Raw genomic sequence first — 21469 nt, 5'->3', positions numbered from 1 at the left:
TTTTAAGATGGGATCGTGCAGCGCTTCGAAAGCGGGGCGAGCACGCTTGCCCGCCCCGATTCAGCTCCTTCGGAATGTCAGCGCTTGAACTTCGCCGCTTCCTCGGATCCGCCGGTGGCGTTGCCGGCGCTGTAGGAATGCGCGCCGACGCCCGCGAGCTTGCCGCCTTGAACGACGAGGTACTCGTTGCGGATCGGCTTGTTCGCGAAGTAGCACTCGAGGATCTCGCGCGTGCCGGCCGCATAGCGCGTCTGCGCCGAGAGAGAGGTGCCCGAGATGTGCGGCGTCATGCCGTGATGGGGCATCGAGCGCCACGGATGGTCCTGCGGCGGGGGCTGCGGGAACCAGACATCGCCAGCGTAGCCAGCAAGCTGGCCGCTTTCGAGCGCGCGCACGACGGCATCGCGATCACACAGCTTGCCGCGTGCCGTGTTGACCAAGTAGGCGCCGCGCTTGAAGTTCTTGAGCGACTTCTCGTTGATCATGTGCTCGGTTTCGGGATGCAGCGGGCAGTTCAACGTCACCACATCGCAAACCTTGGTGAGGCTTTCGAGGCTGGTGTGGTGGGTGAGGTTGAGTTCCTTTTCGACCGCATCCGGAAGCTTGTGGCGGTCCATGTAGTGCAGATGGACATCGTAGGGCTTCAGGAGGCGGAGAACGCGAAGGCCGATGCGACCGGCGGCAACGGTGCCGACATGCATGCCCTCGATGTCGTAGGAGCGGGCGACGCAATCGGCGATGTTCCAGCCGCCCTTGATGACCCAGTTGTAGGACGGGATGTAGTTGCGTACGAGCGAAACCATCTGCATGACGACATGCTCGGCGACGCTGTTCGAGTTGCAGTAAGTGACCTCGGCGACGGTGATGCCGCGATCCATGGCGGCCTGCAGATCCGTGTGATCCGAGCCGATGCCGGCGGTCACGATCATCTTGAGCTTCGGCGCTTTTGCTATGCGCTCGGCTGTCATGTAGGCGGGCCAGAACGGCTGCGAGATCACGATCTCGGCATCGTGGAGCTCCTGGTCGAGCTTGGAGTTGGCGCCGTCCTTGTCGGACGTCACGACGAGCGTGTGTCCGGCTGCTTCCAGGAACTTTCGCAACCCCAGTTCGCCCGAGACGCTGCCCAGCAGCGCGCCGGGCTTGAAATCGATGGCGGACGGCGTCGGTGCCGTCTGTCCATCTGGATACTTGGTGATCTTCGGGATGTCGTCGCGCGCATAAGTCTTCGGATAGCCGCCGACGGGATCGTCATAGAGAACACAAACGATCTTTGCCATTTTCATCTCCTCTGGAATTTTGACATAAGGAAGCGTTCGCTCCGGCGGGAGCCGGATGGCGTGGTCGATTCAATGTTCAAAGAGGGGCGTGGCCCGCGGCTCGTTACGATGCCGCTCGGGCGTTGCTCCTCGCGCTTCCTCGCCACATCAGGCCCGGCCCCTCTCGGTGGAAGCCTTCCTGCTCGATGCGGTCGCGGGACAGTCTGCCGCAACAGGAATTCGATCAAACAAATCAGTTTTGACGGTTGATCGATGCCGTCGATCAAACTGCGGCGGCGGCGATTTGTTCGGAGCCGCTCTTCGGAAGAACTCTAAACAGTGATCGGTGCGAGGCCGCGAAGGGCGGCTTCGAGATCGAGGCGGTCTGCGCATTTGACGAGGGCATGCGCAAGCGGCGACTGGGGATCGCGATCCAGCGTCACCAGGCCGATGGTCTGGCTGTGCACTGGGTCGATCAGGTCGACAATGGCCAGGTCTTCGCAGCCTGCGAAGATGTAGGCGAAGGTGTGGGGAATGATGCTCGACCAGCCGCCGCTTCGGACATGGGAACAGACGGCGAGGAACGAATTGGCGGTCACGGTCGGATTGAGTTCGACGCCGAGTGTCTGCGCGAGCTTGTTCAAGACGCGACGGTTCTGCATCGCTTCGTGCAGAAGGCAGAGGTTCTCATCGACGGCTTCGCGCCACGCGACGGCGGGTTTGTGGGCCATTGGATTGGCGACGTTCGTCACGAAGACGTAGCGCTCGCGGTAGAGCGGTTTCTTGCGCACGTTGGCGAGCGGCTCGTTGTCGAGATAAGTGATGCCGGCGTCGAGCTCGAATTTCTCGAGACCGCTCTGGATAGCGAGCGAGCTGACGGATTGGATATCGACCGTGACGCCGGGATGCTTGTCACAGAACGGCGCCGTCAGCAGCGCCACGGTAGGCATCGCCGCCGGAATGACGCCGAGCCGCAGCGTGCCTTTCAAACCTTCGCGGTAGTTGCCGACGTCCTGCTTCAGGCTGTCATAGTCGGCAACGATCTGACTGGCCCATTCCGCTACGCGCTCGCCCTCGGGTGTGAGGCCCATGAAACGGGGCTCGCGAATGACGAGCGGCATGCCGAGCTCGCGTTCGAGCGACTTGAGGCCGGCCGAGAGGGTCGACTGGGTGACGTGGCAGCTTTCGGCCGCGCGAGCGAAGTGCTTCTCGCGAGCCAGCGCGAGGAGATAGGTCATTTGCCGGATGAACATCGTTCTATCCTCGGACGATTGCGGCCCGCACCGCGCGTCGCGTTATAACGCATAGAATACAGCGCGGCGAGATTAACGTTGCCTGCGCCGTTCAACTTGCCGTTAGCCCTGTCGACAAGCTTGATATCTAAAGGCGGCGGGCGCTCGAATATTGTTCGCTTCTATCCTATATGGTGGTTCGAGCCCCTTCGGAGAAGCTTCATGACCCCCAGACGCGAAGAAACCGTCATCGTCATTGACAGGAACGCGGCCGCGACCGAGCTCACAGGCTGGCGGCGCTGGCTCGCCATCGGAGCGGGCTATCTGGTGTTCGCGCTGTTTGCGCTGGTGGGCCTGGCGCTGCTTCTGGGCCTGGCGATGACCTTTGCCATGGTGCTGATGGTGGCGGTGCCGCTTGCCATCGTGCTGGCGGTCATCGCGTACGCGACGGGGTACCTGAAAATCGATGCCACGCGTGGCCGGCCTTAATCGCACCACTGTCTCAAAGACTAAAGGATCGGCTTCCGGATAGGATCAGGGTGCCGGCGGCTCGGGTGGTTCCGGGATGTCGTCAAGCGACGGCTCAGCGCCCTTTGCCGGTTCCGCCTTGCGGGGCAATTGCGCCACCCACGGCACCACACCCTCCAGGACTTTCCTGAAGGAGGCATCCAGGGCTGCGACGGCGCTCGGCGCATCGACGGCCTTGAGAGCTGCGCTCTCGTGGAACACGCGGCTGCCTTCGATCTTGCCGCCGGCGCTCACCAGCTTGGCCACGATCTCGATGTCTGCGGTCGGGGTGGGCGTCAGCCGTACGGCGAACTGGCGGATCTCGGTCTGCAGTTGCTCGCTCTGTTCGAGGTTGTCGAGCGGGCGCGTGACGGCTGCAAAGCATCCCGAGCCCTCCAGGCTCTCGATCACCTTCGATTGCACGACGGAGGGAACGTTGTCGGTGAATTGCGCCTTCTCGAACGGCGCGTTTTCCGGCGGATCGCCGACGATGATGACCTTGTCGGAATTGAAGGCCATGGGGGCTGCGGGCTCGGGCACGACGAGCTGGGGCAAGTTGGCCTGCTTGCAGACCACAGCGCCTTGGCGGGCCGAGAGATTGTAGATTCCGGGCTTGGCCTTCGCGCCGCCTGCGAAGCGTTCGAGACCAGCGAGGATGCCGTCGATACGCTCGGAATTTCGCGCGAGCACGCCCGCAAACGCGCTGATGCCGGAGATGGCGTCATGGAGCGCGGAACTGTTGTCGTCGATCACCTTGTCGAGGCGGCCGAGGGTGGCGCGCGCGGACTGCGACAGGCTCTGGGTGCTTTCGTTGTTGGCGACGAGGAGCGGGGCTTCGCCGCCGACAGCTGCCAGCGGGGCAGCGCCCTTTGCGCCTCCCGTCAGCATGATGATGGGCGCTCCGGTGAGACCCTGGAAGTCGACGCTGACGACGGTATCGGCGCGGATCGGCGTCTTGGGATCGACGGCGATCGTCACCAGAACCTCTTTCGGCGCGTCGGGGCTCAGCGCGATATTGGTGACCTCGCCGACCCGGATGCCGTTGAATAGAACGTTGGAGCCGGTCAGCAGTCCGGACACCGAGCTTTCGAAGCGGACCTGGTAAATTTGCCGGTTGGCGAGGCCGCCCATGTTGTGGAGCCAGTAGACGAAGGCGAACCCTGCCAGCGCAACGGCCAGCACAAAGGTTCCAACCAGAGTATAGCGTGCCTTCGTTTCCATGTTTCGGGCCTCAAGGCTCAATATCTAAGTCATTGTTTCGATCCCCACCTCATGCGCCCGGCGGAGTGATGCCGGCATGGGCAGGGTTCGCGGGTGAGAACAGCGACGTCGCGCGACGGCCGCGGAAGTATTCCTGCACCCAGGGGTGATCGTTCTGGAGCATGGTTTGGATCGAGCCCGTCGCGACGACCTTGCCGTCTGCGAGCGCGCCGACGCGGTCGCAGATGGTCTTCAGGCTTTCGAGATCGTGGGTGATCATGAACACGGTGAGGCCGAGCGTCTGCTGGAGCGTGCGGATCAGCGCGTCGAAGTCTCCGGCGGCGATGGGGTCGAGGCCGGAGGTCGGTTCATCGAGGAACACCAGTTCCGGGTCGAGGGCGAGGGAGCGGGCAAGCGCCACGCGCTTGGTCATGCCGCCCGACAGCTCGGACGGCATTTTGTTGTGATCGGCCCGGCGCAGGCCCACCATGTCGAGTTTCGCGGCGGCCATCTCGTCCATCAGGCGCTGGGGCAGATCGAGGTATTCCACCATCGGGAATTGCACGTTCTGCAGCGCGGTGAGGGACGAGAACAACGCGCCTTGCTGAAAGAGAACGCCCCAGCGACGCTCAATCTGGCGGCGGGCTTCGTCGGTTGCGGTGTCGAGCCGCTCGCCCAGAACCTCAATCGAGCCGGAGCGGCGCGGCAACAAGCCGATGATGGTGCGGAGCAGCACGGACTTTCCGCTGCCCGAGCCGCCGACGAAGCCGAACACCTCGCCTTTGCGAACATCGAAGGTGACGCCGTTGAGCACGGCCCGGCTGCCGAAGGCAACCACCAGATCGCGGACATCGATGACGGGTTTTTCGATCATGGCCTACATGTCGACGGCTGCGAAGAAGACGGCAAACAGACCGTCCAGCACGATTACAAGAAAGATCGATTTGACGACAGAGGCCGTGGTTTCGAGGCCGAGCGACTCGGCGCTGCCCTTGACCGCGAGGCCCTGTGCGCAAGCCACGACGCCGATGACGAGCGCCATGAACGGCGCCTTGATCATGCCGACCTCGAAGTGGGTGAGGGAGACCGCTTCGCGCAGCCGCTCGATGTAGATGTCCGGGCTCATACCGCCGTAGAAATAGGCCACGACGCCGCCGCCGTAGAGCGCTGCCATGGAGCCGAGGAAGGTCAGGATGGGGAGGGCGATCACCAGCGCGAGAATACGCGGCAGGATCAGCACGTCGACGGGATCGCGACCCATGGTGCGGAGTGCGTCGATCTCTTCGCGCATCTTCATGGAGCCGAGCTCGGCGGTGTAGGCGCTGCCCGAGCGGCCGGCCATCATGATTGCGACGATGAGCACGCCGATTTCGCGGAGCACGAGAATGCCGACCATGTCGACCACGTAGGCATCGGCGCCGAACTTGCGGAAATGGAAGAAGCCCTGCTGAGCGATGATGCAGCCGATCAGGAAGGTGATCAGCAGCATGATCGGGACGGCCTTCCAGCCGACCCGGTCCAGGTGATGGACGGTCGAGGTCAGGCGGAAGCTTCTCGGATTGGCGATGACGCGGCCGAGCGAAAGGACGAGGGCGCCCAGCATCGACGCGAAGGCCAGAAGCTCGTTTCCGAACCCAACGGTCGCACGGCCGAGTTGCTCGAGCTTTCCGCTGATCGAGAAACGGGAAGGTGCGGGCACGGGTGGCGCGCGGTCGGCGCGCTGAATTTGGTCGAAAAGGCTTTTGTAGCGCTCAGGCAGGCCTTCGAGGCGGACGCCTCCCGGAAGGTTTTCGCGCGCCCGTACCAAGCGCTCGATCAGCCAGGCTCCGTAGGTATCGAGGGTGGTGATGCGGTGCATGTCGACGGAGACCGGCTGGCCCGGCGGCATGCGTTGCACCGTTTCGTCGATCAGGCCGTCGAGGCTGCGGGCGTGGGCGACGGTCCAGGATCCTTCGGCCGTAAGCTCGACCTGACCTGCACCGGGCCGCGCGACTAGCGAGGGTGGCGAACCCATCTGACCATCACCTCCTTGGGATGCCGGTATGCGTAGCCGCGCTATTTGTTATTTGCGCGACAAGCTGACAATGACGCTCTTGAGGGGAATGCCCTCGGTTGCGATTGCCACGTTCTGCTTCGCCTGATCATAAGTGATTGTCATGCTTCCCGCCACGCCGCCCGTGATCGCGAGGGCCAACTTCGTGTCGGAGAGCTTTCCCGTCACCGTGCCGCCGGCATTGTAGGTGCGCTCTTCCCAGTTTCCGCTGAGCGAGGTGCCATTGGCGCTGAGTTTCGAGCGCATCTCGATTTTGTTGGTGGCGCCGACGCAACGCACGGCGATGCCGAGCTGTGAGCCGGTTCCGGTATAGTAGGCGTCACACTTCAGCTTCTCGGAGGTGCCGTCCTGCAGCTTGTAGGTTCCGCTGCCGCCCCAGGAGCCGAGCAATGGGCTGAAAGTCGGATCGGCGGCGCTGGGCGTTGCCGTTGTGGTCAACAAAATGGCCGGGGCGGCAAGTGCGAGGAGAAAGCGGCGCCAGAGGCCGGAGCTTTCAGACGTCATGTGGTCGGTCCCTCAGAATTCCGTCGCACCCGTGTTGCAGCGATAGGCCGGCGCGTTGGGCTCCAAAAGACACTGATTATGGAGAAGGTGCAACAACGCATCGCAACAAAAGTGCGGCTTTTTGCGGGTGCTTTGCGCCGGATACGGGTTTGTGACGGAAGGCATTTCGCGGTTTGCGGATATCCGGCAGGTCACGGGTGGGGACGAATCCGCGAGCCTTACCGGCAAGGCTCGTCGGTCGGTCAAGCAGATGACCGTATATCTGATTTCTGTCGGCAGCTTGGCGGAATTTCGCCGGTTCGTGGCGCGACTGGATCGAATGTGCGTATGGGGAGAAAATTTTTGTCTGATCGTGTCCGATTGCGCAGGTGCGAGCCTGAGCCTTTCTGGTCAATCAGATCCTGCGGCTCACGCTGACGGAGCGGCCCGCCCGTCAGCGTGTGGTGGTGACGGCACTGTCATCAGCAGGCGTAGGCGACCCAGACGTTGGGCTCCTCGTAACGGCCGGTCCGCCGCTCGACATCGATGCTGACGGGCACGAGCCCGCCTTCGAGAGCGTAGGAGCCCGAGCGATCGTAGGTTTGCTTCGACCAGTTTTCCCAGAACGCCAGCGGCTCGTGGACGACCATCGAGCGTTCGCACGGACCGATGAGCTTGCCGCCACAAGAGAGGTGGCTGCGAATCCAGGGATCGTAGGTCTGGCCGTTGCCGTCGGTCCAGGTGATGTAGTCGTCGATCGCGACCCAAGGATGAATGGCCTTGGCGGACGGGCGGACGGGGGCGACCAGCCCATGCAGGCCTTTTTCCTCCGCGAGGTCGAGCAGGGCGCGGATCATCTTGCGGGCGTAGCCCTTGGAGCGGTGAATGGTCGGGACCGAGATGGCCAGCGCCCCCAGCATCGTGTGGGGACCAGTCGGGCGCGCAGCCGTCTCGACCAGCCAGTCCCAACCTTCCGGCGGCAGATCGTCAGGGCCCGAACAGGTCACGGGCACGCAATTGGCGACGGCAACGGGGTAGTTCGTTTCCTCGTCGACGAGGCAGAGCTGATAGTCGGCATACTGATTCAAGAGATCTGCATACAACCCATAGTGGGCGCGGGTGTAATTCAGATAGCCGAGCTCGCTCCAGGCGGCTTGTTCGATTGAAAGGGCGGCTTTTTTTAGTTCGTCGCTATCGGCGCGGGTGCGAACGACTAGAGAGGCGACCATAATCACACTCAGAGTTATGGTCAGCGCAAGTACAAGTATTAAGGCCGACCAGGCTACGCTTGGGCAGCTTTAATAAATCGTTAAGCAATTGGAAGCAATGAAAAAATAGTTAACGAACCACACAATTTGTTTATTTGGGACGCATATAAACTTTCTGTTTACGCTGATATCAGAGTTGGCTCAGCTCACGCGTCAATTAAACAATGACTTAGGTGTTGCCGGTGAAGATCAGAAAATATGTTGCGGATAGGCGCACCGATTTATGCTGCTCGGAGATACAACAAGTCTGTACGAGGGTGATCTTCGTCGTTTGACGAGGATTATTCGTGCCGCCATCTCGTTCTTTGGCGTGTTGTTGCTTGCCATCATCGCGTTCGCGGGTTGGTCGGCGAATAATAGCGCTACCGACAGAGAGCGGACGCTGCTCGAGAACGCAATCAACCAAAGCATCGGCAGCGTGCTGGACGGACTGAAGAGCGTCGCCTGGTGGGACGATGCCGTGATCAAGATCGGTGGCGATACCGTCGACGTGGCATTCGCAGAGACCGAATTCGGATTGTTTCTGACCGAGACCTACGGTCATGACGAGGTCTACATCCTCAATGAGCGCGATGAGCCAATCTTCTCCTACAAGGAAGGCGCGCGCGCGGGTGTAGAGGCATACGAGCTGCGGCGGACCGAACTTTCGTCATTGGTCGCCGAGGTGCGCCAAGGCAATAAGGCATCAGCATTGAAGAAGCGGCCCGACGAGTTTGGCCGTACCCAGGAGGACTACCGCTATCTCACCAAGGCCGTCGATGCCGCGCGGTGGGCTGGGCACATCATTTCCGTAGACGGCAAGCCGGCTTTCGTCGGCGCCATCACAATCGTTCCGAACATCGACTTGGAGCTGCTCAAAGGCACGCCGAAACTTCTCATCGGTGTGAGCTCCATCAAGCCTCAGTCCATTCTGAAAATCGCTCGTTCGATCCTGCTTTCGGATCTCAAGCTTACGCCACATCCGGTCGAGGCCAGTGGGGTTGTGTCTGAGCCGTTCGTGGGAGACGACGGGACGTTGGCCGGCTATCTTTCATGGACGACCCAGCGGCCAGGGCAAATTCTGCTCACCATCATCCTGCCGCTCGTAGCCTGTGGTGTGTTCGCGACGGGCGTGCTGTCCAGCAACATGTTCCGCCGTTTGTGGCGCGCGTCGAGCGAACTCGCACAGCGTGAGGCGCGATCCCGTCACGCGGCACGTCATGATGCGCTCTCTGGGCTGCCGAACCGCCAGCATATGGTCGAGGAGGTCGAGGCGAAGCTCGCGATGCTCGATCATGCGCCCCGCGGCACGCGTGCGATTGCGGCGTACATCGACATCGACCGGTTCAAGGACATCAACGATACGCTCGGTCACGAAGCCGGCGACAAGCTTATCGAGGCTGTGTCCAAGCGGCTGACGACGCGGCTCAGGGGTGATGATTTCCTGGCTCGGTTCGGCGGCGACGAATTTGCTGTTTTGTGCATCTCGGCCGAACCCTCCGGCGACATGCTGCTGGCGCATCGCATCGCTTCGGCGTTCGAGCAGCCGTTCGCGATCGACAACCAGGTAATTCCCGTCACGGCCTCCATCGGTATCGCGATGGCGCCGGAACACGGCCGCACGGTGGACGAACTGCTTCGCCATGCAGACATCGCGCTTTACGAAGGTAAGAGGCTCGGCCGCAACCGGGCGGTCTCGTTTTCGGCGGAGATGGCGCAGCAAGTCGAGACGCGCCATGCGATCGAGGTGGATTTGCGCGCTGCAATCGAGCGGGAAGAGCTCGAGGTTCACTATCAACCGATCGTGTCCTGCCGCACGGGTGCCATCGTGGGCGCAGAAGCGCTGCTGCGCTGGACGCATCCGACGCGCGGCGTGATTTCGCCGGCAACCTTTATTCCGATTGCGGAAATCGCCGGTTTGATGCCGACGCTCGGCACCTGGATCCTCGAAAGGGCGATCAAGGATTCGAAGCGGTGGCCGCAGCTCGAAATCTCGATCAATCTTTCGCCGGTTCAGTTCATCCAATCCGACCTCGAAACCGTGTTGCGCAGGCTCACACTCGAGCACGACGTGACGCCCAAGAGGTTCGTGCTTGAGATTACGGAAGGCGTACTGCTGGAAGCATCCGATCATACCCGCTCGGTGCTGGAGGCGATTCAGGCCATGGGCTTCAAGACGGCGCTCGACGATTTCGGCACCGGCTATTCGAGCTTGGCCTATCTGTGCAATTTCAAGTTCGACAAGATCAAGATCGACAGGAGCTTCGTCACCAACGTTTCGAACGCGTTGACCTCGCGCACCATCGTGCAATCGGTCGTCTCGCTGGGCCGCGGCCTCGGGATGCAAATTGTGGCTGAAGGTGTCGAGACCGAATACGAAGCGCTGATGATGAGCCACTTCGGATGTACCGAGCTGCAAGGGTTCTACTTCTCGGCGCCGGTGGCGGCCGACCAACTCGGCCCGCTCATCGAGAAGTTCGAGCCGCGCCGCATGACGGCGCCTGCCGAGCCCATGCCGGTGGAGCAGCCGCAAAGCGTGCGCGCTTGATTTTTGGAGCGCGTTGAGATCTGTGTCGTCTGCTGGTTGGGTCTGGCAGGGGACAAGGAACGCGATGGTCGATCAAGACGCTTCGGGTGACGCGAACGGAAACGCCGATTATCAATGGGCGAAGTTCGATTCCGAAGCGTATTTTCAACAGTACTACGGCGAGCCTCACCCCGACGACGATCTCGTGACGCGCCTCGCGGCGAAGGTATTGAAGAATGCCGGCCCTCCAGGGGCCGCGCTCGACGTCGTTGATGTCGGAACCGGTCCCAACCTCATTCCGTTCTTCTGTGCGCTTCCGCGCGCTCGCCGTCTCACGGCGTGGGAAAACGCAGATCCCAACATTGCCTGGCTGAGGCAAGAGTTCGAGCGGGACGACATGCGCCCCCAATGGCGCCACTTCTGGGACGTGACGCGCGAGGCATACGGTGCGGAGTGGAGCTTGCCGGACAACCCAATACCGGCGCTGCGCGAGAAAGCTGTCGTAACGAAGGGCTCGATCTTCGACATGCCGGCCCGGACCTGGGACGCGGCGACCATGTTTTTCTGCGCTGAATCGATCACCAAGCGGCAGGATGAGTTCGAAGCGGCCTGTATGGCTTTTGCGCGCTGCGTGCGAGTCGGTGGGACGTTGGCGGCGGCATTCCTCGCGCGTTCGGACGGCTATGTGGTCGCAGACCAATCGTTCCCCGCGCTCAAGCTTTCTCCGGAAGCGATCGAGGACGTGTTCAAAGCACACGCGCGGGACGTGCGTGCGGAGCTGATCGGGATCGTGGACCGGGAGATCCGCAGCGGATACACAGGCTGTATTTTTCTGACGGGTACCGCACGCTGAACGTTTCGGCGCCTATTTGCGTGGTGGGGGATTGAGGCGCGTGATGTCCTTCCTGATCCCCTCCATCATCTGGCGGGCGTGAGCGAGCTGACGTTCGAGATCGCTCACCTGACGCGCGTGCTGGTCGGCCAGTTTTTTGGGTTGAGCCGGAAGTGTGGCCGACACCCGGGCAAGATTCGCCTCGAGCTGGTTCATCACACCGTCGAGCGTTTCGCTGAGCTTGAGATAGGACGCGAGCGCGAGATCGATCGTTTGATCGAGCGTCGTGACGGGTGGTTCTGGAGGCGGCTTCCGCGGAAATTGGATCACCTTGACCATCGCGCCTGCTTCTCCGCATTGCGCTGCAGATCGACGGCAGCTTGGCGTTGCGGCGATCGAACGCGTGCCGCATACAAGTTTATATTGGGCTTGCGCGGTCCGCGTCCACGGAGCGGCGGCTCTGTGGCTGACAAAACGTTTCACGATTATTTCGATTCAAATGCATTCCGTTTCGGAATGCGCCGGATTGGCCGTACGTATGCCTAGGGTGCGGCACGCACGAGGTGCAGCATTGCGTCTTCGAGGCTCGGGACAGCGGCAGGAGAGACCGGCCGGGCGAACAGAAAGCCTTGTCCCTCCGCGCAACCGCTTGCAAGCAGGGTTTCCCGCTGTTGCTCGGTCTGAATGCCTTCCGCGAGCACCGACAGGCCGAGGCAGCGCGCCAATCCGATGATTGCCGATACGATCGCGGCCGAGGCCGGATCTGAGCCGATGTCGGTGACGAAGCTTCTGTCGATCTTGAGCTTATCGACCGGGAGCTTCTTCAGGTAGGCGAGCGACGAATATCCGGTGCCGAAATCGTCGACGGCGAGCCGGACGCCAAGTGCTTTCAGCGCCTCGAGCGTCGCCAGCGAGGCCGCATCGTTGGCCATCAGCGTGCCTTCGGTGATTTCGAGTTCGAGACAGCACGGTTCAAGACCGGTTTGCTGAAGTGCTTTGGCGACGGATGTCGCGAAGTCCGGGCGATTGAACTGCCGCGCCGAGATGTTCACGGCAAGCGCGTCGAGCTGATAGCCCGCATCGAGCCAGGATTTCATTTGCGCGCAGGCCTGCTCCAGCACCCATTGCCCGATCGGCACGATGAGCCCGGTTTCCTCGGCGACGGGAAGAAAATCGGAGGGAGCGATCATACCCCGATCGGGATCCTGCCATCGGATGAGGGCTTCGAAGCCGAAAACGCGCCGATCCTGCAAGGAAACAAGTGGCTGGTAGTGGACGACGAACTCTTGGCGGTTGATCGCGCGGCGGAGTTGGTTTTCCAGAGACAGGCGCGTGTTTGCGAGCGTGGTGAGATCCGACGAATAGAATTTGCAGGTTGATTTGCCGGCAGCCTTGGCTTGGTAGAGCGCCGCGTCGGCATGCTGCAGCAATTGTTCGGGCGAGGTGCCGTCCTTCGGAAAAAGGCAAATGCCGATGCTGGCGCCGATGGAGATTTCCTCTCCCGACGACAGGAAGAAGGGCTCGCTCAACTGCTCGATCAGATTGGAGGCGACTTTCGCTGCGCCGTCCCGGGTGGTGCGTTCGAGAAGAACAGTGAACTCGTCGCCGCCGAAGCGTGCGAGGAAATCACTCGTCCGAAGATTGTTTTTGATGCGCCAGGTCGCGAGGGTCAGAAGTTCGTCGCCGGCACCGTGACCGAGGCTGTCGTTGACGAGCTTGAAACGATCGAGGTCCACGAAAATGACCGCGCCTTCGGTGTCGTCGCGTATGGCGCGCGCCAGGATCCGCTCCAGGCGAACGTTGAGCAAGCGCCGGTTGGGTAGGCCGGTCAACTCGTCATGATGGGCGACGTGATCCAGCTTCAGCTCGGACTTCCTGATACGGCTGAGATCGGCGCTGTTTCCGATGTAGTGGGTCGGCGTGCCGCTCGTGTTGCGGACGCTGCTGATGGTGAGCAGCGCGGGATAGACCTCGCCGTTCTTGCGGCGATTCCAGATCTCGCCCTGCCAATATCCGGACTTGCCCACCCGTTCCCACATCTCACGATAGAACGCGCGGTGTTGGCGTCCGGATTGTAGGGCGCGCATGTTCTTACCGATGATTTCGGAGGCGCTGTATCCGGTAATGATCGAGAAAGCCGGGTTGACGGCGACGATGATCCCCTTGTTGTCGGTTACGACGATGGCTTCCTGGGTGGAGTTGAAAACGGCACTGGCGAGATTGACGACTGTCTCGGTCTTGTCGCGCTCCGCCCGGTGGGTGGGCGGAGCGCGCCAGTCAGGAAAAGTTGAAATCAGGTTTTCCATCGCGGGCGCCTCGTGAATTCGTCTGCGACATGTTCGCCCAGGTTGTGTCACGGATGAGTTAATGCCGGGGCTGATTTGCCGGGGTGTGGTGCCGATCTGGGCTTATCCCCCTCCGGCCGGAAGCATCTGCTTGCGACGCAAAACTATCCGTAGTCGTAATCTTGACGGCTACCGTCGTCTTCCTGATATTTCAGCGCGTTGCGGGGGGGCGGTATGCTGGCACTTGAGATTGGTGAACTGCTCTTGCAGCTCAGCAGAGGTCTGCTTGCAGAACGCGAGGGAGATCGTCTGACGTCTGCGCAATGGCTGGCTCTGCGCTTCTTTGCGCGCGCGAACGTGTTCAGCCGGACATTGTCGGGGTTGGCCGCCTATCAGGCAACGACCAGGGGCACGGCGTCCCAAACCATCAAGCTGCTCGAACGGCGCGGATACCTCAAGCGCGAGAAGTCTTTGTACGACGGGCGCAGCTCGATCCTGACGATTACGGACAAAGCGCAGAAGCGGCTGGTGGCGGATCCGCTGGCTTCTGTCTTCAACGACATCGATCAGCTCGACCCCAAGAAGCAGGAGCTGCTTCGCAATATTCTGAGGGGCCTCGTTGGGCAACTCGGCGGCGACGATCGCAGGCAAGCCGTCGGAAGTTGCCGGGATTGCATCTTTCTGTTGATCAGGCGGCTCACCGCCCAGGGCAACAATGTCCAAGTCAACTTCTTCTGCAAATGCGTGGGAATGCCCGTGAAGGAGTGCGAACTCGGCTTGCTCTGCACATCCTTCCAGGCGCGGGCCGCGATATCGGCGATGTCTTCGGACGAGTAGCCGTGTCGGGCGCTGATTGCGCCGGCGCACTTTCAGGTGGTGTTGCGCGTGCTGCTGGGGGCCGTGCCCGCGCCGCTGCTTTCTTCGATGCCGTGGGTCTTCCGCCGCAGAATGCCGTTCTTCGGGGCGAACAGAAACGCGATGAGGAATGCCGCCGTCTGGATCAGCACGATGCAGGGCCCGGTCGCGCCGTCGATGTGGAAGCTCACGAGCGTGCCGAGCACGCTCGATCCCACGGCGACCGCCGCCGACACCGCGAGCATACGGTCGAAGCGATCCGTCACGAGGTAAGCGGTTGCGCCCGGTGTCACCAGCATCGCCACGACCAGGATGACGCCGACAGCCTTGATGGACGCAACGATCGTCAGCGCCAGAAGGACCAGAAGTCCGTAGTGGATCACTCTCACGGAAAGGCCGATGGCACGGGCATGCTGGGGGTCGAAGCAATAGAGAAGGAGGTCGCGCCGTTTGGCGAGAACGATCGCCAGTACCGAGCCCGAGATCACGGCGATCTCGATCACATCACGCCACGTCACGCCAAGCATGTTGCCGAACAGGATGTGGTTCAAGTGCTGATCGGTCTCGATCTTGGTCATCAGCACGAGGCCGAGGCCAAACATGCCGGAGAATACGATGCCCATGACCGTATCTTCCTTGATGCGGCTATTCTCCTTCAGGTAGCCGGTGAGCACGGCGCACGATAGTCCAGCGGCGAAGGCGCCGAGCGTGAGCGGAAGCCCGGTCACGAATGCGAGCACGATGCCCGGCAGTACCGCGTGCGAGATCGCGTCTCCCATCAGCGACCAGCCCCTGAGCACCAGGTAGCACGAGAGAACCGAGCAGACGGCACCGATGAGCACAGCCGCGACCAGAGCGCGTTGCATGAATTCGTAACCGAGGGGCACGGTGAAGAAGTCGACTGCGCCGCTCATTGTGCCGAGCCTCCGCTTGCGTGCGGGCGGCGGGCGGCGAGGAGGCCGTGCTTGGGCGCGAAAACGAAGGCCGCCAGGAACAGCAGAGTTTGCAGTGTGACGATGACGCCGCCGGTCGCGCCGTCGAGGAAAAAGCTGAGATAGGCCCCGACCATGCTCGTCAATCCGCCAATCAGTACGCTCAACGTCAGAAGCCAGCCGAAGCGATCTGTCAAAAGATAGGCGGTCGCGCCCGGTGTCACGACCATCGCAATAACGAGGCAGGCACCGACAGTCTGGAGGGCCGCCACGGTGCAAGCGCTCAGAAGCGTGAAGAACAAGAGCTTCAGGCCCGTCGGGTTGATGCCGACGGTGCGGGCGTGCGTCTCGTCGAAGAAGACGACCATCAGGTCTTTCCATTTCACGAGGAGAATGGCGAGAGAGACGGCGGCGATCAGTACAACCTGGAAAGCGTCGTCGTCGGAGATGCCCAGAATGTTGCCGAGGACGATCGATTGCACATTCACGGCGGTGGGGTTGATCGAGACGAGCAGCAGGCCTGCCGCAAAGAACGACGTGAAGACGATGCCGATGACGGCATCCTCGCGCAGCTTCGATTGCTGGCGGACGAACCACATGGCGATGGATGCCAGAAAGCCGGCGATGAAGGCGCCGGCCGCGAATGGGATCTGCAGGAGGTAGGCGCCTGCCACGCCGGGGACGATGGAATGGGCAAGCGCGTCGCCCATCAGCGACCAGCCTCTCAGCATCAGGAAGGCCGAGAGGAATGCGCAGGTGGCCCCGACGAGGCCGCTGACCCATATGGCCTTGACCATGTAGTTGTATTCGAAGGGGACCAGCAGCTCGCTCATGGGGCTATTTCTTTCCGGCGGAGCCCGGCCGTTTGTCGCCGTTCTCTCCGTAGAAGACGAGCGGGCGCTCGTCGTCGGTGAGGACTGTCACCGCGCGGCGGTCGTCGTCGTCATGGAGGTCGGCGCCCCCGAGCTTGAAGTGGCGCAGGACGCCGCCGAAGGCCTTCTCAAGGTTGGCTTGCGTAAAGGTTGTTTCGGTTGGGCCGGCCGCCAACAGCTTCTTGTTGATCAGAACGACCTGGTCGCAGAAATCCGGCACGCTGCCGAGATTGTGGGTGGAAACGAGCATCAGGTGCTTCCGGGCGCGCAGATCGCGCAGCAGTTCTATGATGGCGCTTTCGGTTTTGACGTCGACCCCGGTGAACGGCTCATCAAGGAGAATGATGCGGCTCTGCTGGGCGAGCGCACGAGCGAGGAACACGCGTTTTTTCTGGCCGCCCGACAGCTCGCCGATCTGGCGCTTGCGAAAGCTCGCCATGCCGACGCGCTCGAGCGCTTCGCTCACTTTCGCGTGGTCTTCCTTCGCGGCGCGGCGGAGAAAGCCCATGTGGCCATAACGGCCCATCATCACGACGTCCTCGACGAGGACGGGGAAGTTCCAGTCGACGTCTTCGCTCTGCGGTACGTAAGCGACCAGATTGGCTTTGAGGGCTTCGTCTACCGGCATCCCGGCAATGCGGATTGAGCCGCGCGTCGGGCGCACGAAGCCCATGATGGTCTTGAAAAGCGTGGACTTGCCGCTGCCGTTGACGCCGACCAGGCCGCAGATCGTACCCGCGGCCAGATCGAACGACACATTCTCCAGCGCGACGTGACCGTTGCTGTAGGCGACCGTAATGTTTTCCGCGCTAATGGACGGCAACCTATCGGAAGGTCTCTCCCGGGCCGCATCAACGGGAGGCTTCGGATTCGCGCCTAAGTCAGCGTGCGCGTTCAAGATGTGAAGCCCTCGACAATGGTTTCGACTGTCACCTTCAGGAGGTCGACGTAAGTCGGCACCGGACCATTCTCGGCGCTCAAGCTGTCGACGTAGAGGACGCCACCGTAGCGGGCGCCGGTCTCTTTGGCGACCTGCTTTGCGGCTTTGTCCGAGATTGTGCTTTCGGAGAATACCACCGGGATCTTGTTGGCGCGTACGAGGTCGATCACGCGGCGGACCTGCTTCGGCGTTCCCTGCTCGTCGGCGTTGATCGGCCAGAGGAACGCTTCGCGCATGTTGTAGTCGCGGGCGAGGTAGCTGAAGGCGCCCTCGCTGGAAACGAGCCAGCGCTGAGCTTCCGGGATGGCGTCGATGCGGGCCCGGAGCGGAGCGTCGAGCGCTTTGATTTTCTCGGCGTAGGCGGCAGCATTGGCGTTATAGGCCGCGGCGTTGGCGGGATCGTGCTCGGCGAGCGCTTTGCGGATGTTCTCGACATAGACGAGGGCGTTCGACGGCGACATCCAGGCGTGCGGGTTCGGCTTGCCGGTGTAGGGGCCGTCGGTGATGCCCATCGGGACGATACCATCGCTCACGACCGCGCTCGGTACGCCTTTGACGTTGTCGAAGAATTTCTCGAACCAGCGTTCGAGGTTCATGCCGTTCCACAGCACCAAGTCGGCCGATTGAGCTTTGACGATGTCGAGGGGCGTCGGCTGGTAGTCGTGAATCTCGGCGCCGGGCTTGGTGATCGATTCCACAATAGCGCTGGTGCCGGCGACGTTCTGGGCAATGTCCTGGATGACGGTGAAAGTCGTGACGACCCGGAAGGGCTTGGCGGCTTTGGTCTCGGCTTCTGCTTGGGACGATGCCGGGAAAACGGCCGCTGCGAACAGGAGAGCGCACCCCGCAAGCGCCGTCATGAAACCGCGGCGGGTCCGTCTCGTCACAAGCAGCATAAGGGTCTCCTCAAGGGTTCGCGCTGTTCTCTTTATGCATATGCGAATGATTTGCAACTGTCAAATCCGCGTGCTTCGAGTTTCGGGTGGCCGAGCGCGTTTGTCGCGGGTGAAATCAAGAGCGCCGAAGGCGGGTTTTTTCGGGCGAGCGGCCGGCCGGATGGCGGTTTTATCGTGATGTCGGTTGTGGAAGCCCCGCTTACTTGAAGTGAAAGGGCATCCTGAAGCTTAGATTTGCGCCGGGGGGTGGGGTGGGGAAGGGGCCGGCGCCGCGAACGGCCGACAAGACGCTGGCATCGAGGCTCGTATTTCCGGATGAGCGGGAGACGCTCGCGGAGACGAGGGCCCCGGAGCGCGAGAGGCCAAAGAACACGACGACGGTCCCGCGCCTGCCGCCGCCTGCGGGTTTGCGCGCCGCTACGCGGCCGCGGACGAGGGCTGCATAGTTCACCGCCGATCCGGTGCTTGCGGAGACGCGCGCGGTCGAGCCAGCCGAGGCTTTTGCTGCGCTGGATTGGGCGGCGCCCTTCTTGACCGGCTTGGTGTCGGTTTTGTCGTTGGCGGCCGCATTGGTCACTTTCGCGGTTTTGACCGGGCGCTGCTGTTGCCGACGGTTGGTGTCCGGCTGCGTCTTTTCCCGACGCTGACTGGGCTCTTCTGCACCGGCCTGCTCGGTCTCTTCATGCCCGCCTTGCACGACATCGAGCCCTTTCGGCACTTCGACCTTGCTTTTAGGCTGTATGGGCTCCTTTGACGCGAGTTGCTGTTCGATCGGCACCGGTTCGAGCGCTTTCGGCGCGGCGCTCTCGGAGATGTCTTCCGCTGCGCCGGCTTCGGACTGGACGGAGCTTTGTGATGCGGCGACCGACAGGGCCGGCGACGTTGCGACGGCCTCGATCACTTCGCTTTGCAGGAATTCGAGGCTGATCGCTTCGGTGGGCGCGGAGATGGCACCAGGGCGCCGCTCGACCAGCAACAGCGCGGCTGCCAGCACGCTGCCGTGAAGCAGGATCGACATCGCGGCGCTTGCCGCGCTGACGAGCGCGCGGTTGGCGAAGCGATGATCGGTTGGCGTGATGGTCATTACTGAATCAATCGCGCGGTTGGTCTCCACCTGCGTTACGCAAATCGGCTTGCGGTGTCTCTGCGGCCCGATGCGCCGCCTGTCGATAAGTCGGGAGCAAGGAAGCCCGTCCGGATCCATGATGCAGCATGAACGCCGGCCGATCCTCCTTGTCCCATTCCTTCAAACGTCCCGCTTGGCGCCGCCTTAGTTGTTCGGCAGCGACATCGTCAGGCCGCCGTAGACGGAAAGGCCCGGCGTGTTGTAGCCCGTTGTGGTCTGATAATCCTCGTCGAGCAGGTTTTCGCCGCGGACGTAAGCCTTCCAGCCGGGAACCACCTCGTAGGATGCCTTGGCGCTCAACAGGAAATAATCATCGAGGTCGGCGCCGTTGCTGTCGATGGTATCGGCGACGTACTTGGCGGTGACGTTCAGCTCCAGCTTGTCGATGGGCTGGTAGTCGAAGCCCACCACGAAGTTGTGGCGTGGGACGCGGGGCAGGCGGTCTCCGCTTTCGAGCTCGGTGTCGACGTACGTGTAGCCGGTCGTGACGGCAAGACCGCTGGTGACGAGCGCGACGGCTGACAACTCCACGCCCTTCCGCTGGGTCGTGCCTTCGACGTTGGTGAGGCAGAGCGCCCCCGGCATGCCACAGCTGAAATTGTAGAGGATCAGGTTGTCGGTATCGAGTTCGAAGTAGGTCACGCCAAGCTTGATCCTGCCGTCGAGGAAACCTTGCTCGATGCCGGCGTCCCAGCTCTCGCTCTCTTCCGGTTTCAGGTTCGGATTGCCGTAGTCCGGCGCGAAGCCATACGAGCCGTACAACTCGTCCAGGCTCGGTGCGCGGAAGCCGGTACCGCGGCTGGCGCGGAATTTGGTTTCCGTGCCGGGCACGAGGTAGGCGGCGGTGAGCCTGTAGGTGTTGAAGTTGCCGAACGCGCTGTGATCGTCGATGCGTCCGCCGCCGGTCAAGACGAGGCCGTCGATGGGCTCCATCATGAGCTGAGCGTAGGTGCCGGTGACATCGGCGGTCTCGCGACCGGTGCTGTTGTTGTTCTCTGCGCCGGTCTGTTCCCAATCGGCCCCGGCCAGCAACGACAGTTGGTCGTTGAAGGTCAGAACGCCTTTGTATTCACCTTTGACGCGGTCGCCCTCGAACCAGCCGCTCGAGAGGCCATTCGAGAAGTTGTCACGCTCGACCTTCATGCCCTGGACGGCGATGGTGTTCTGGAACGCGCCGTCGAGGAAGGAGAATTCGGTTCCGACCCGTCCGGCGTGCTGGACGGATTTACCGAAGTCGTCGGTGTCGCCGAGCGCATAGGTGGGCGGTGCGAAGCCGTCGTAGTTGTGCTCCGCATCGAGCGAGCGGGCGGCGAAGAATACTTTCGCGGACGGAGAAAGGATGTATTCGCCGCGGCCGGAGAACGTGAGGTTCTGGTAGCCGTCATCCTCGCGGCCAACGGCGGCCGCCGAGAAGCCGTCGGTATCGACGCCCTGGACGCTCAAGGAAATGTTGCTGCCATTGGCCGTCGCGTAGCCGGCGGTGTAGGCGCCACGAAACGTATTGTACGCGCCGTATTCAGCGCCGCCGCTGTGGGAGAAGCCGAGCTTGGTGGCTTTCTTGGTTTCGATGCTGATCACGCCGGCGACGGCATCGCCGCCGTAGAGCCCGCTCTGCGATCCCTTCAGCACTTCGATGCGCGACACATCACCGACGAGCAGGTGCTCGAAGGCGGTTTGGGTGGTGGTCGCCGACGGATCGCTGATGTCGATGCCGTCGACCAGCACCTTGACGTAGGCGGCATTGGCGCCGCGCACGCTGATGCTCGTCGTCGAGCCGGGCGGCCCGTTCTGGCTGAAGTTCACACCGGGAAGCTGTTCGAGATAGTCCTTCACGAACGAGCGCGATTGGCTCGCGAGCTGCTGCTCGGTGATGACCTCGACCGACGAGCCGACTTTGGCGGCTTCGGTCGGCGTCTTGTTGGCCGAATAGATGGTGATGCCTTCGAGCTCGGTCACCTGTGCTTGGGCCGATGGCGAAGCGGCGAGCGCTGCGAGCAGCGTGCCCGACGACAGCAACAGCGTTTTCGACGCGATTGGCTTTCGTAGTGCGTTTGCGAAAATTCGATACGACAAAGGTTCCCCCGTCACGCATGATGGACGGGAGCTCCGGCAGGTGTCGCCCGAGAGGCTTGCTAGAAACGCACAACGCAAAAATCACCGCACTGACGCGGCGTAAACACGTTGCCCGCGAACAGCGAGCGCACTCATTCTTCAATCAGAAGGGGT

Annotated in this window: 19 protein-coding genes; 4 read left to right on the top strand and 15 right to left on the bottom strand. The window is 62.0% G+C overall.

All coding sequences use genetic code 11. From position 1 onward, the window contains the following. Positions 1-77: 77 nt before the first annotated feature. Entirely contained in the window at positions 78-1277 is a 1200-nt protein-coding gene (locus RCO24_RS12685) for an NAD-dependent formate dehydrogenase (protein ID WP_308962579.1), read from the bottom strand. A gap of 311 nt (positions 1278-1588) precedes the next feature. Then, on the bottom strand, positions 1589-2509 hold the full coding sequence (locus RCO24_RS12680; RefSeq protein ID WP_308962577.1) for a LysR family transcriptional regulator: 921 nt from the start codon (positions 2507-2509) through the stop codon (positions 1589-1591). A 201-nt stretch (positions 2510-2710) separates the two neighbouring features. On the opposite strand from RCO24_RS12680, the gene RCO24_RS12675 reads away from it, so the two are divergent. Continuing rightward, positions 2711-2977 carry a hypothetical protein gene (locus tag RCO24_RS12675; RefSeq protein WP_308962575.1) on the top strand — a complete coding sequence of 89 codons (267 nt, stop codon included), beginning with the start codon at positions 2711-2713 and terminating at the stop codon, positions 2975-2977. 45 nt (positions 2978-3022) lie between these two features. Here the strand turns inward: RCO24_RS12675 and RCO24_RS12670 are convergent, their stop codons facing one another. From RCO24_RS12670 to RCO24_RS12650, 5 genes are all read right to left on the bottom strand, one after another. Beyond that, positions 3023-4216, bottom strand: a complete 1194-nt coding sequence (locus RCO24_RS12670) for an MlaD family protein (protein ID WP_308962573.1) — start codon at positions 4214-4216, stop codon at positions 3023-3025. A gap of 49 nt (positions 4217-4265) precedes the next feature. Beyond that, the gene (locus RCO24_RS12665; RefSeq protein ID WP_308962571.1) at positions 4266-5069 is read right to left on the bottom strand and encodes an ATP-binding cassette domain-containing protein; all 804 of its coding nucleotides are present in this window, start codon (positions 5067-5069) and stop codon (positions 4266-4268) included. Between the two features lie 3 nt (positions 5070-5072). Beyond that, positions 5073-6209 (bottom strand): MlaE family lipid ABC transporter permease subunit, encoded by a 1137-nt coding sequence (locus RCO24_RS12660; RefSeq protein ID WP_308962569.1) that lies wholly within the window; start codon positions 6207-6209, stop codon positions 5073-5075. A gap of 48 nt (positions 6210-6257) precedes the next feature. Next, positions 6258-6752 (bottom strand): hypothetical protein, encoded by a 495-nt coding sequence (locus RCO24_RS12655; protein WP_308962567.1) that lies wholly within the window; start codon positions 6750-6752, stop codon positions 6258-6260. Between the two features lie 461 nt (positions 6753-7213). Further along, the gene (locus RCO24_RS12650) at positions 7214-7960 is read right to left on the bottom strand and encodes a GNAT family N-acetyltransferase (RefSeq protein WP_308962565.1); all 747 of its coding nucleotides are present in this window, start codon (positions 7958-7960) and stop codon (positions 7214-7216) included. 310 nt (positions 7961-8270) lie between these two features. Here RCO24_RS12650 and RCO24_RS12645 point away from each other — a divergent pair, with 310 nt between their 5' ends. Both RCO24_RS12645 and RCO24_RS12640 read left to right on the top strand, forming a co-directional pair. Then, positions 8271-10526, top strand: coding sequence for an EAL domain-containing protein (locus RCO24_RS12645; RefSeq protein WP_308962563.1), 2256 nt, complete (start codon positions 8271-8273; stop codon positions 10524-10526). A 64-nt stretch (positions 10527-10590) separates the two neighbouring features. Beyond that, entirely contained in the window at positions 10591-11358 is a 768-nt protein-coding gene (locus RCO24_RS12640) for a hypothetical protein (protein WP_308962561.1), read from the top strand. A gap of 12 nt (positions 11359-11370) precedes the next feature. On the opposite strand, the gene RCO24_RS12635 is transcribed toward RCO24_RS12640, so the two are convergent. Together RCO24_RS12635 and RCO24_RS12630 are read right to left on the bottom strand one after the other, a co-directional pair. Continuing rightward, the gene (locus tag RCO24_RS12635) at positions 11371-11676 is read right to left on the bottom strand and encodes a hypothetical protein (protein WP_308962560.1); all 306 of its coding nucleotides are present in this window, start codon (positions 11674-11676) and stop codon (positions 11371-11373) included. A 203-nt stretch (positions 11677-11879) separates the two neighbouring features. Beyond that, a complete protein-coding gene (locus tag RCO24_RS12630) occupies positions 11880-13643 on the bottom strand; it encodes an EAL domain-containing protein (RefSeq protein ID WP_308962558.1) in 1764 nt (587 codons plus the stop codon). A gap of 213 nt (positions 13644-13856) precedes the next feature. On the opposite strand from RCO24_RS12630, the gene RCO24_RS12625 reads away from it, so the two are divergent. Beyond that, positions 13857-14459, top strand: a complete 603-nt coding sequence (locus RCO24_RS12625) for a MarR family transcriptional regulator (RefSeq protein ID WP_308962557.1) — start codon at positions 13857-13859, stop codon at positions 14457-14459. Between the two features lie 32 nt (positions 14460-14491). Here the strand turns inward: RCO24_RS12625 and RCO24_RS12620 are convergent, their stop codons facing one another. The 6 genes from RCO24_RS12620 to RCO24_RS12595 all read right to left on the bottom strand — a co-directional run bounded on the left by RCO24_RS12620 (position 14492) and on the right by RCO24_RS12595 (position 21316). Then, a complete protein-coding gene (locus RCO24_RS12620) occupies positions 14492-15391 on the bottom strand; it encodes a metal ABC transporter permease (protein WP_308962556.1) in 900 nt (299 codons plus the stop codon). Further along, complete coding sequence (locus RCO24_RS12615) at positions 15388-16242, bottom strand: metal ABC transporter permease (protein WP_308962555.1); 855 nt, start codon at positions 16240-16242, stop codon at positions 15388-15390. Before RCO24_RS12615 ends, RCO24_RS12620 begins: the two co-directional genes overlap by 4 nt. A 4-nt stretch (positions 16243-16246) precedes the next feature. Beyond that, positions 16247-17104 carry a manganese/iron ABC transporter ATP-binding protein gene (locus RCO24_RS12610; protein ID WP_308962553.1) on the bottom strand — a complete coding sequence of 286 codons (858 nt, stop codon included), beginning with the start codon at positions 17102-17104 and terminating at the stop codon, positions 16247-16249. Between the two features lie 71 nt (positions 17105-17175). Next, the gene (locus RCO24_RS12605; RefSeq protein WP_374990959.1) at positions 17176-18117 is read right to left on the bottom strand and encodes a metal ABC transporter substrate-binding protein; all 942 of its coding nucleotides are present in this window, start codon (positions 18115-18117) and stop codon (positions 17176-17178) included. A 199-nt stretch (positions 18118-18316) separates the two neighbouring features. After that, the gene (locus RCO24_RS12600) at positions 18317-19201 is read right to left on the bottom strand and encodes a TonB family protein (protein WP_308962552.1); all 885 of its coding nucleotides are present in this window, start codon (positions 19199-19201) and stop codon (positions 18317-18319) included. Positions 19202-19387: 186 nt separating this feature from the next. Next, positions 19388-21316: a TonB-dependent receptor domain-containing protein gene (locus RCO24_RS12595; RefSeq protein ID WP_308962551.1), complete on the bottom strand. Its 1929-nt coding sequence runs from the start codon at positions 21314-21316 to the stop codon at positions 19388-19390. Positions 21317-21469: the final 153 nt, after the last annotated feature.

Source organism: Hyphomicrobium sp. LHD-15 (assembly GCF_031157355.1).
Lineage (GTDB): Bacteria > Pseudomonadota > Alphaproteobacteria > Rhizobiales > Hyphomicrobiaceae > Hyphomicrobium_C.
Note: the sequence above shows the minus strand (reverse complement) of the source record. Positions and strands in the feature narration are given on the sequence as shown.

Excerpts from the sequence above, each read along its gene's own strand:
- RCO24_RS12685 (WP_308962579.1), bottom strand. The coding sequence starts at position 1,277 with ATGGCAAAGATCGTTTGTGTTCTCTATGACGATCCCGTCGGCGGCTAT.
- RCO24_RS12680 (WP_308962577.1), bottom strand. The coding sequence starts at position 2,509 with ATGTTCATCCGGCAAATGACCTATCTCCTCGCGCTGGCTCGCGAGAAG.
- RCO24_RS12675 (WP_308962575.1), top strand. The coding sequence starts at position 2,711 with ATGACCCCCAGACGCGAAGAAACCGTCATCGTCATTGACAGGAACGCG.
- RCO24_RS12670 (WP_308962573.1), bottom strand. The coding sequence starts at position 4,216 with ATGGAAACGAAGGCACGCTATACTCTGGTTGGAACCTTTGTGCTGGCC.
- RCO24_RS12665 (WP_308962571.1), bottom strand. The coding sequence starts at position 5,069 with ATGATCGAAAAACCCGTCATCGATGTCCGCGATCTGGTGGTTGCCTTC.
- RCO24_RS12660 (WP_308962569.1), bottom strand. The coding sequence starts at position 6,209 with ATGGGTTCGCCACCCTCGCTAGTCGCGCGGCCCGGTGCAGGTCAGGTC.
- RCO24_RS12655 (WP_308962567.1), bottom strand. The coding sequence starts at position 6,752 with ATGACGTCTGAAAGCTCCGGCCTCTGGCGCCGCTTTCTCCTCGCACTT.
- RCO24_RS12650 (WP_308962565.1), bottom strand. The coding sequence starts at position 7,960 with ATGGTCGCCTCTCTAGTCGTTCGCACCCGCGCCGATAGCGACGAACTA.
- RCO24_RS12640 (WP_308962561.1), top strand. The coding sequence starts at position 10,591 with ATGGTCGATCAAGACGCTTCGGGTGACGCGAACGGAAACGCCGATTAT.
- RCO24_RS12635 (WP_308962560.1), bottom strand. The coding sequence starts at position 11,676 with ATGGTCAAGGTGATCCAATTTCCGCGGAAGCCGCCTCCAGAACCACCC.
- RCO24_RS12630 (WP_308962558.1), bottom strand. The coding sequence starts at position 13,643 with ATGGAAAACCTGATTTCAACTTTTCCTGACTGGCGCGCTCCGCCCACC.
- RCO24_RS12625 (WP_308962557.1), top strand. The coding sequence starts at position 13,857 with ATGCTGGCACTTGAGATTGGTGAACTGCTCTTGCAGCTCAGCAGAGGT.
- RCO24_RS12620 (WP_308962556.1), bottom strand. The coding sequence starts at position 15,391 with ATGAGCGGCGCAGTCGACTTCTTCACCGTGCCCCTCGGTTACGAATTC.
- RCO24_RS12615 (WP_308962555.1), bottom strand. The coding sequence starts at position 16,242 with ATGAGCGAGCTGCTGGTCCCCTTCGAATACAACTACATGGTCAAGGCC.
- RCO24_RS12605 (WP_374990959.1), bottom strand. The coding sequence starts at position 18,117 with ATGCTGCTTGTGACGAGACGGACCCGCCGCGGTTTCATGACGGCGCTT.
- RCO24_RS12600 (WP_308962552.1), bottom strand. The coding sequence starts at position 19,201 with ATGACCATCACGCCAACCGATCATCGCTTCGCCAACCGCGCGCTCGTC.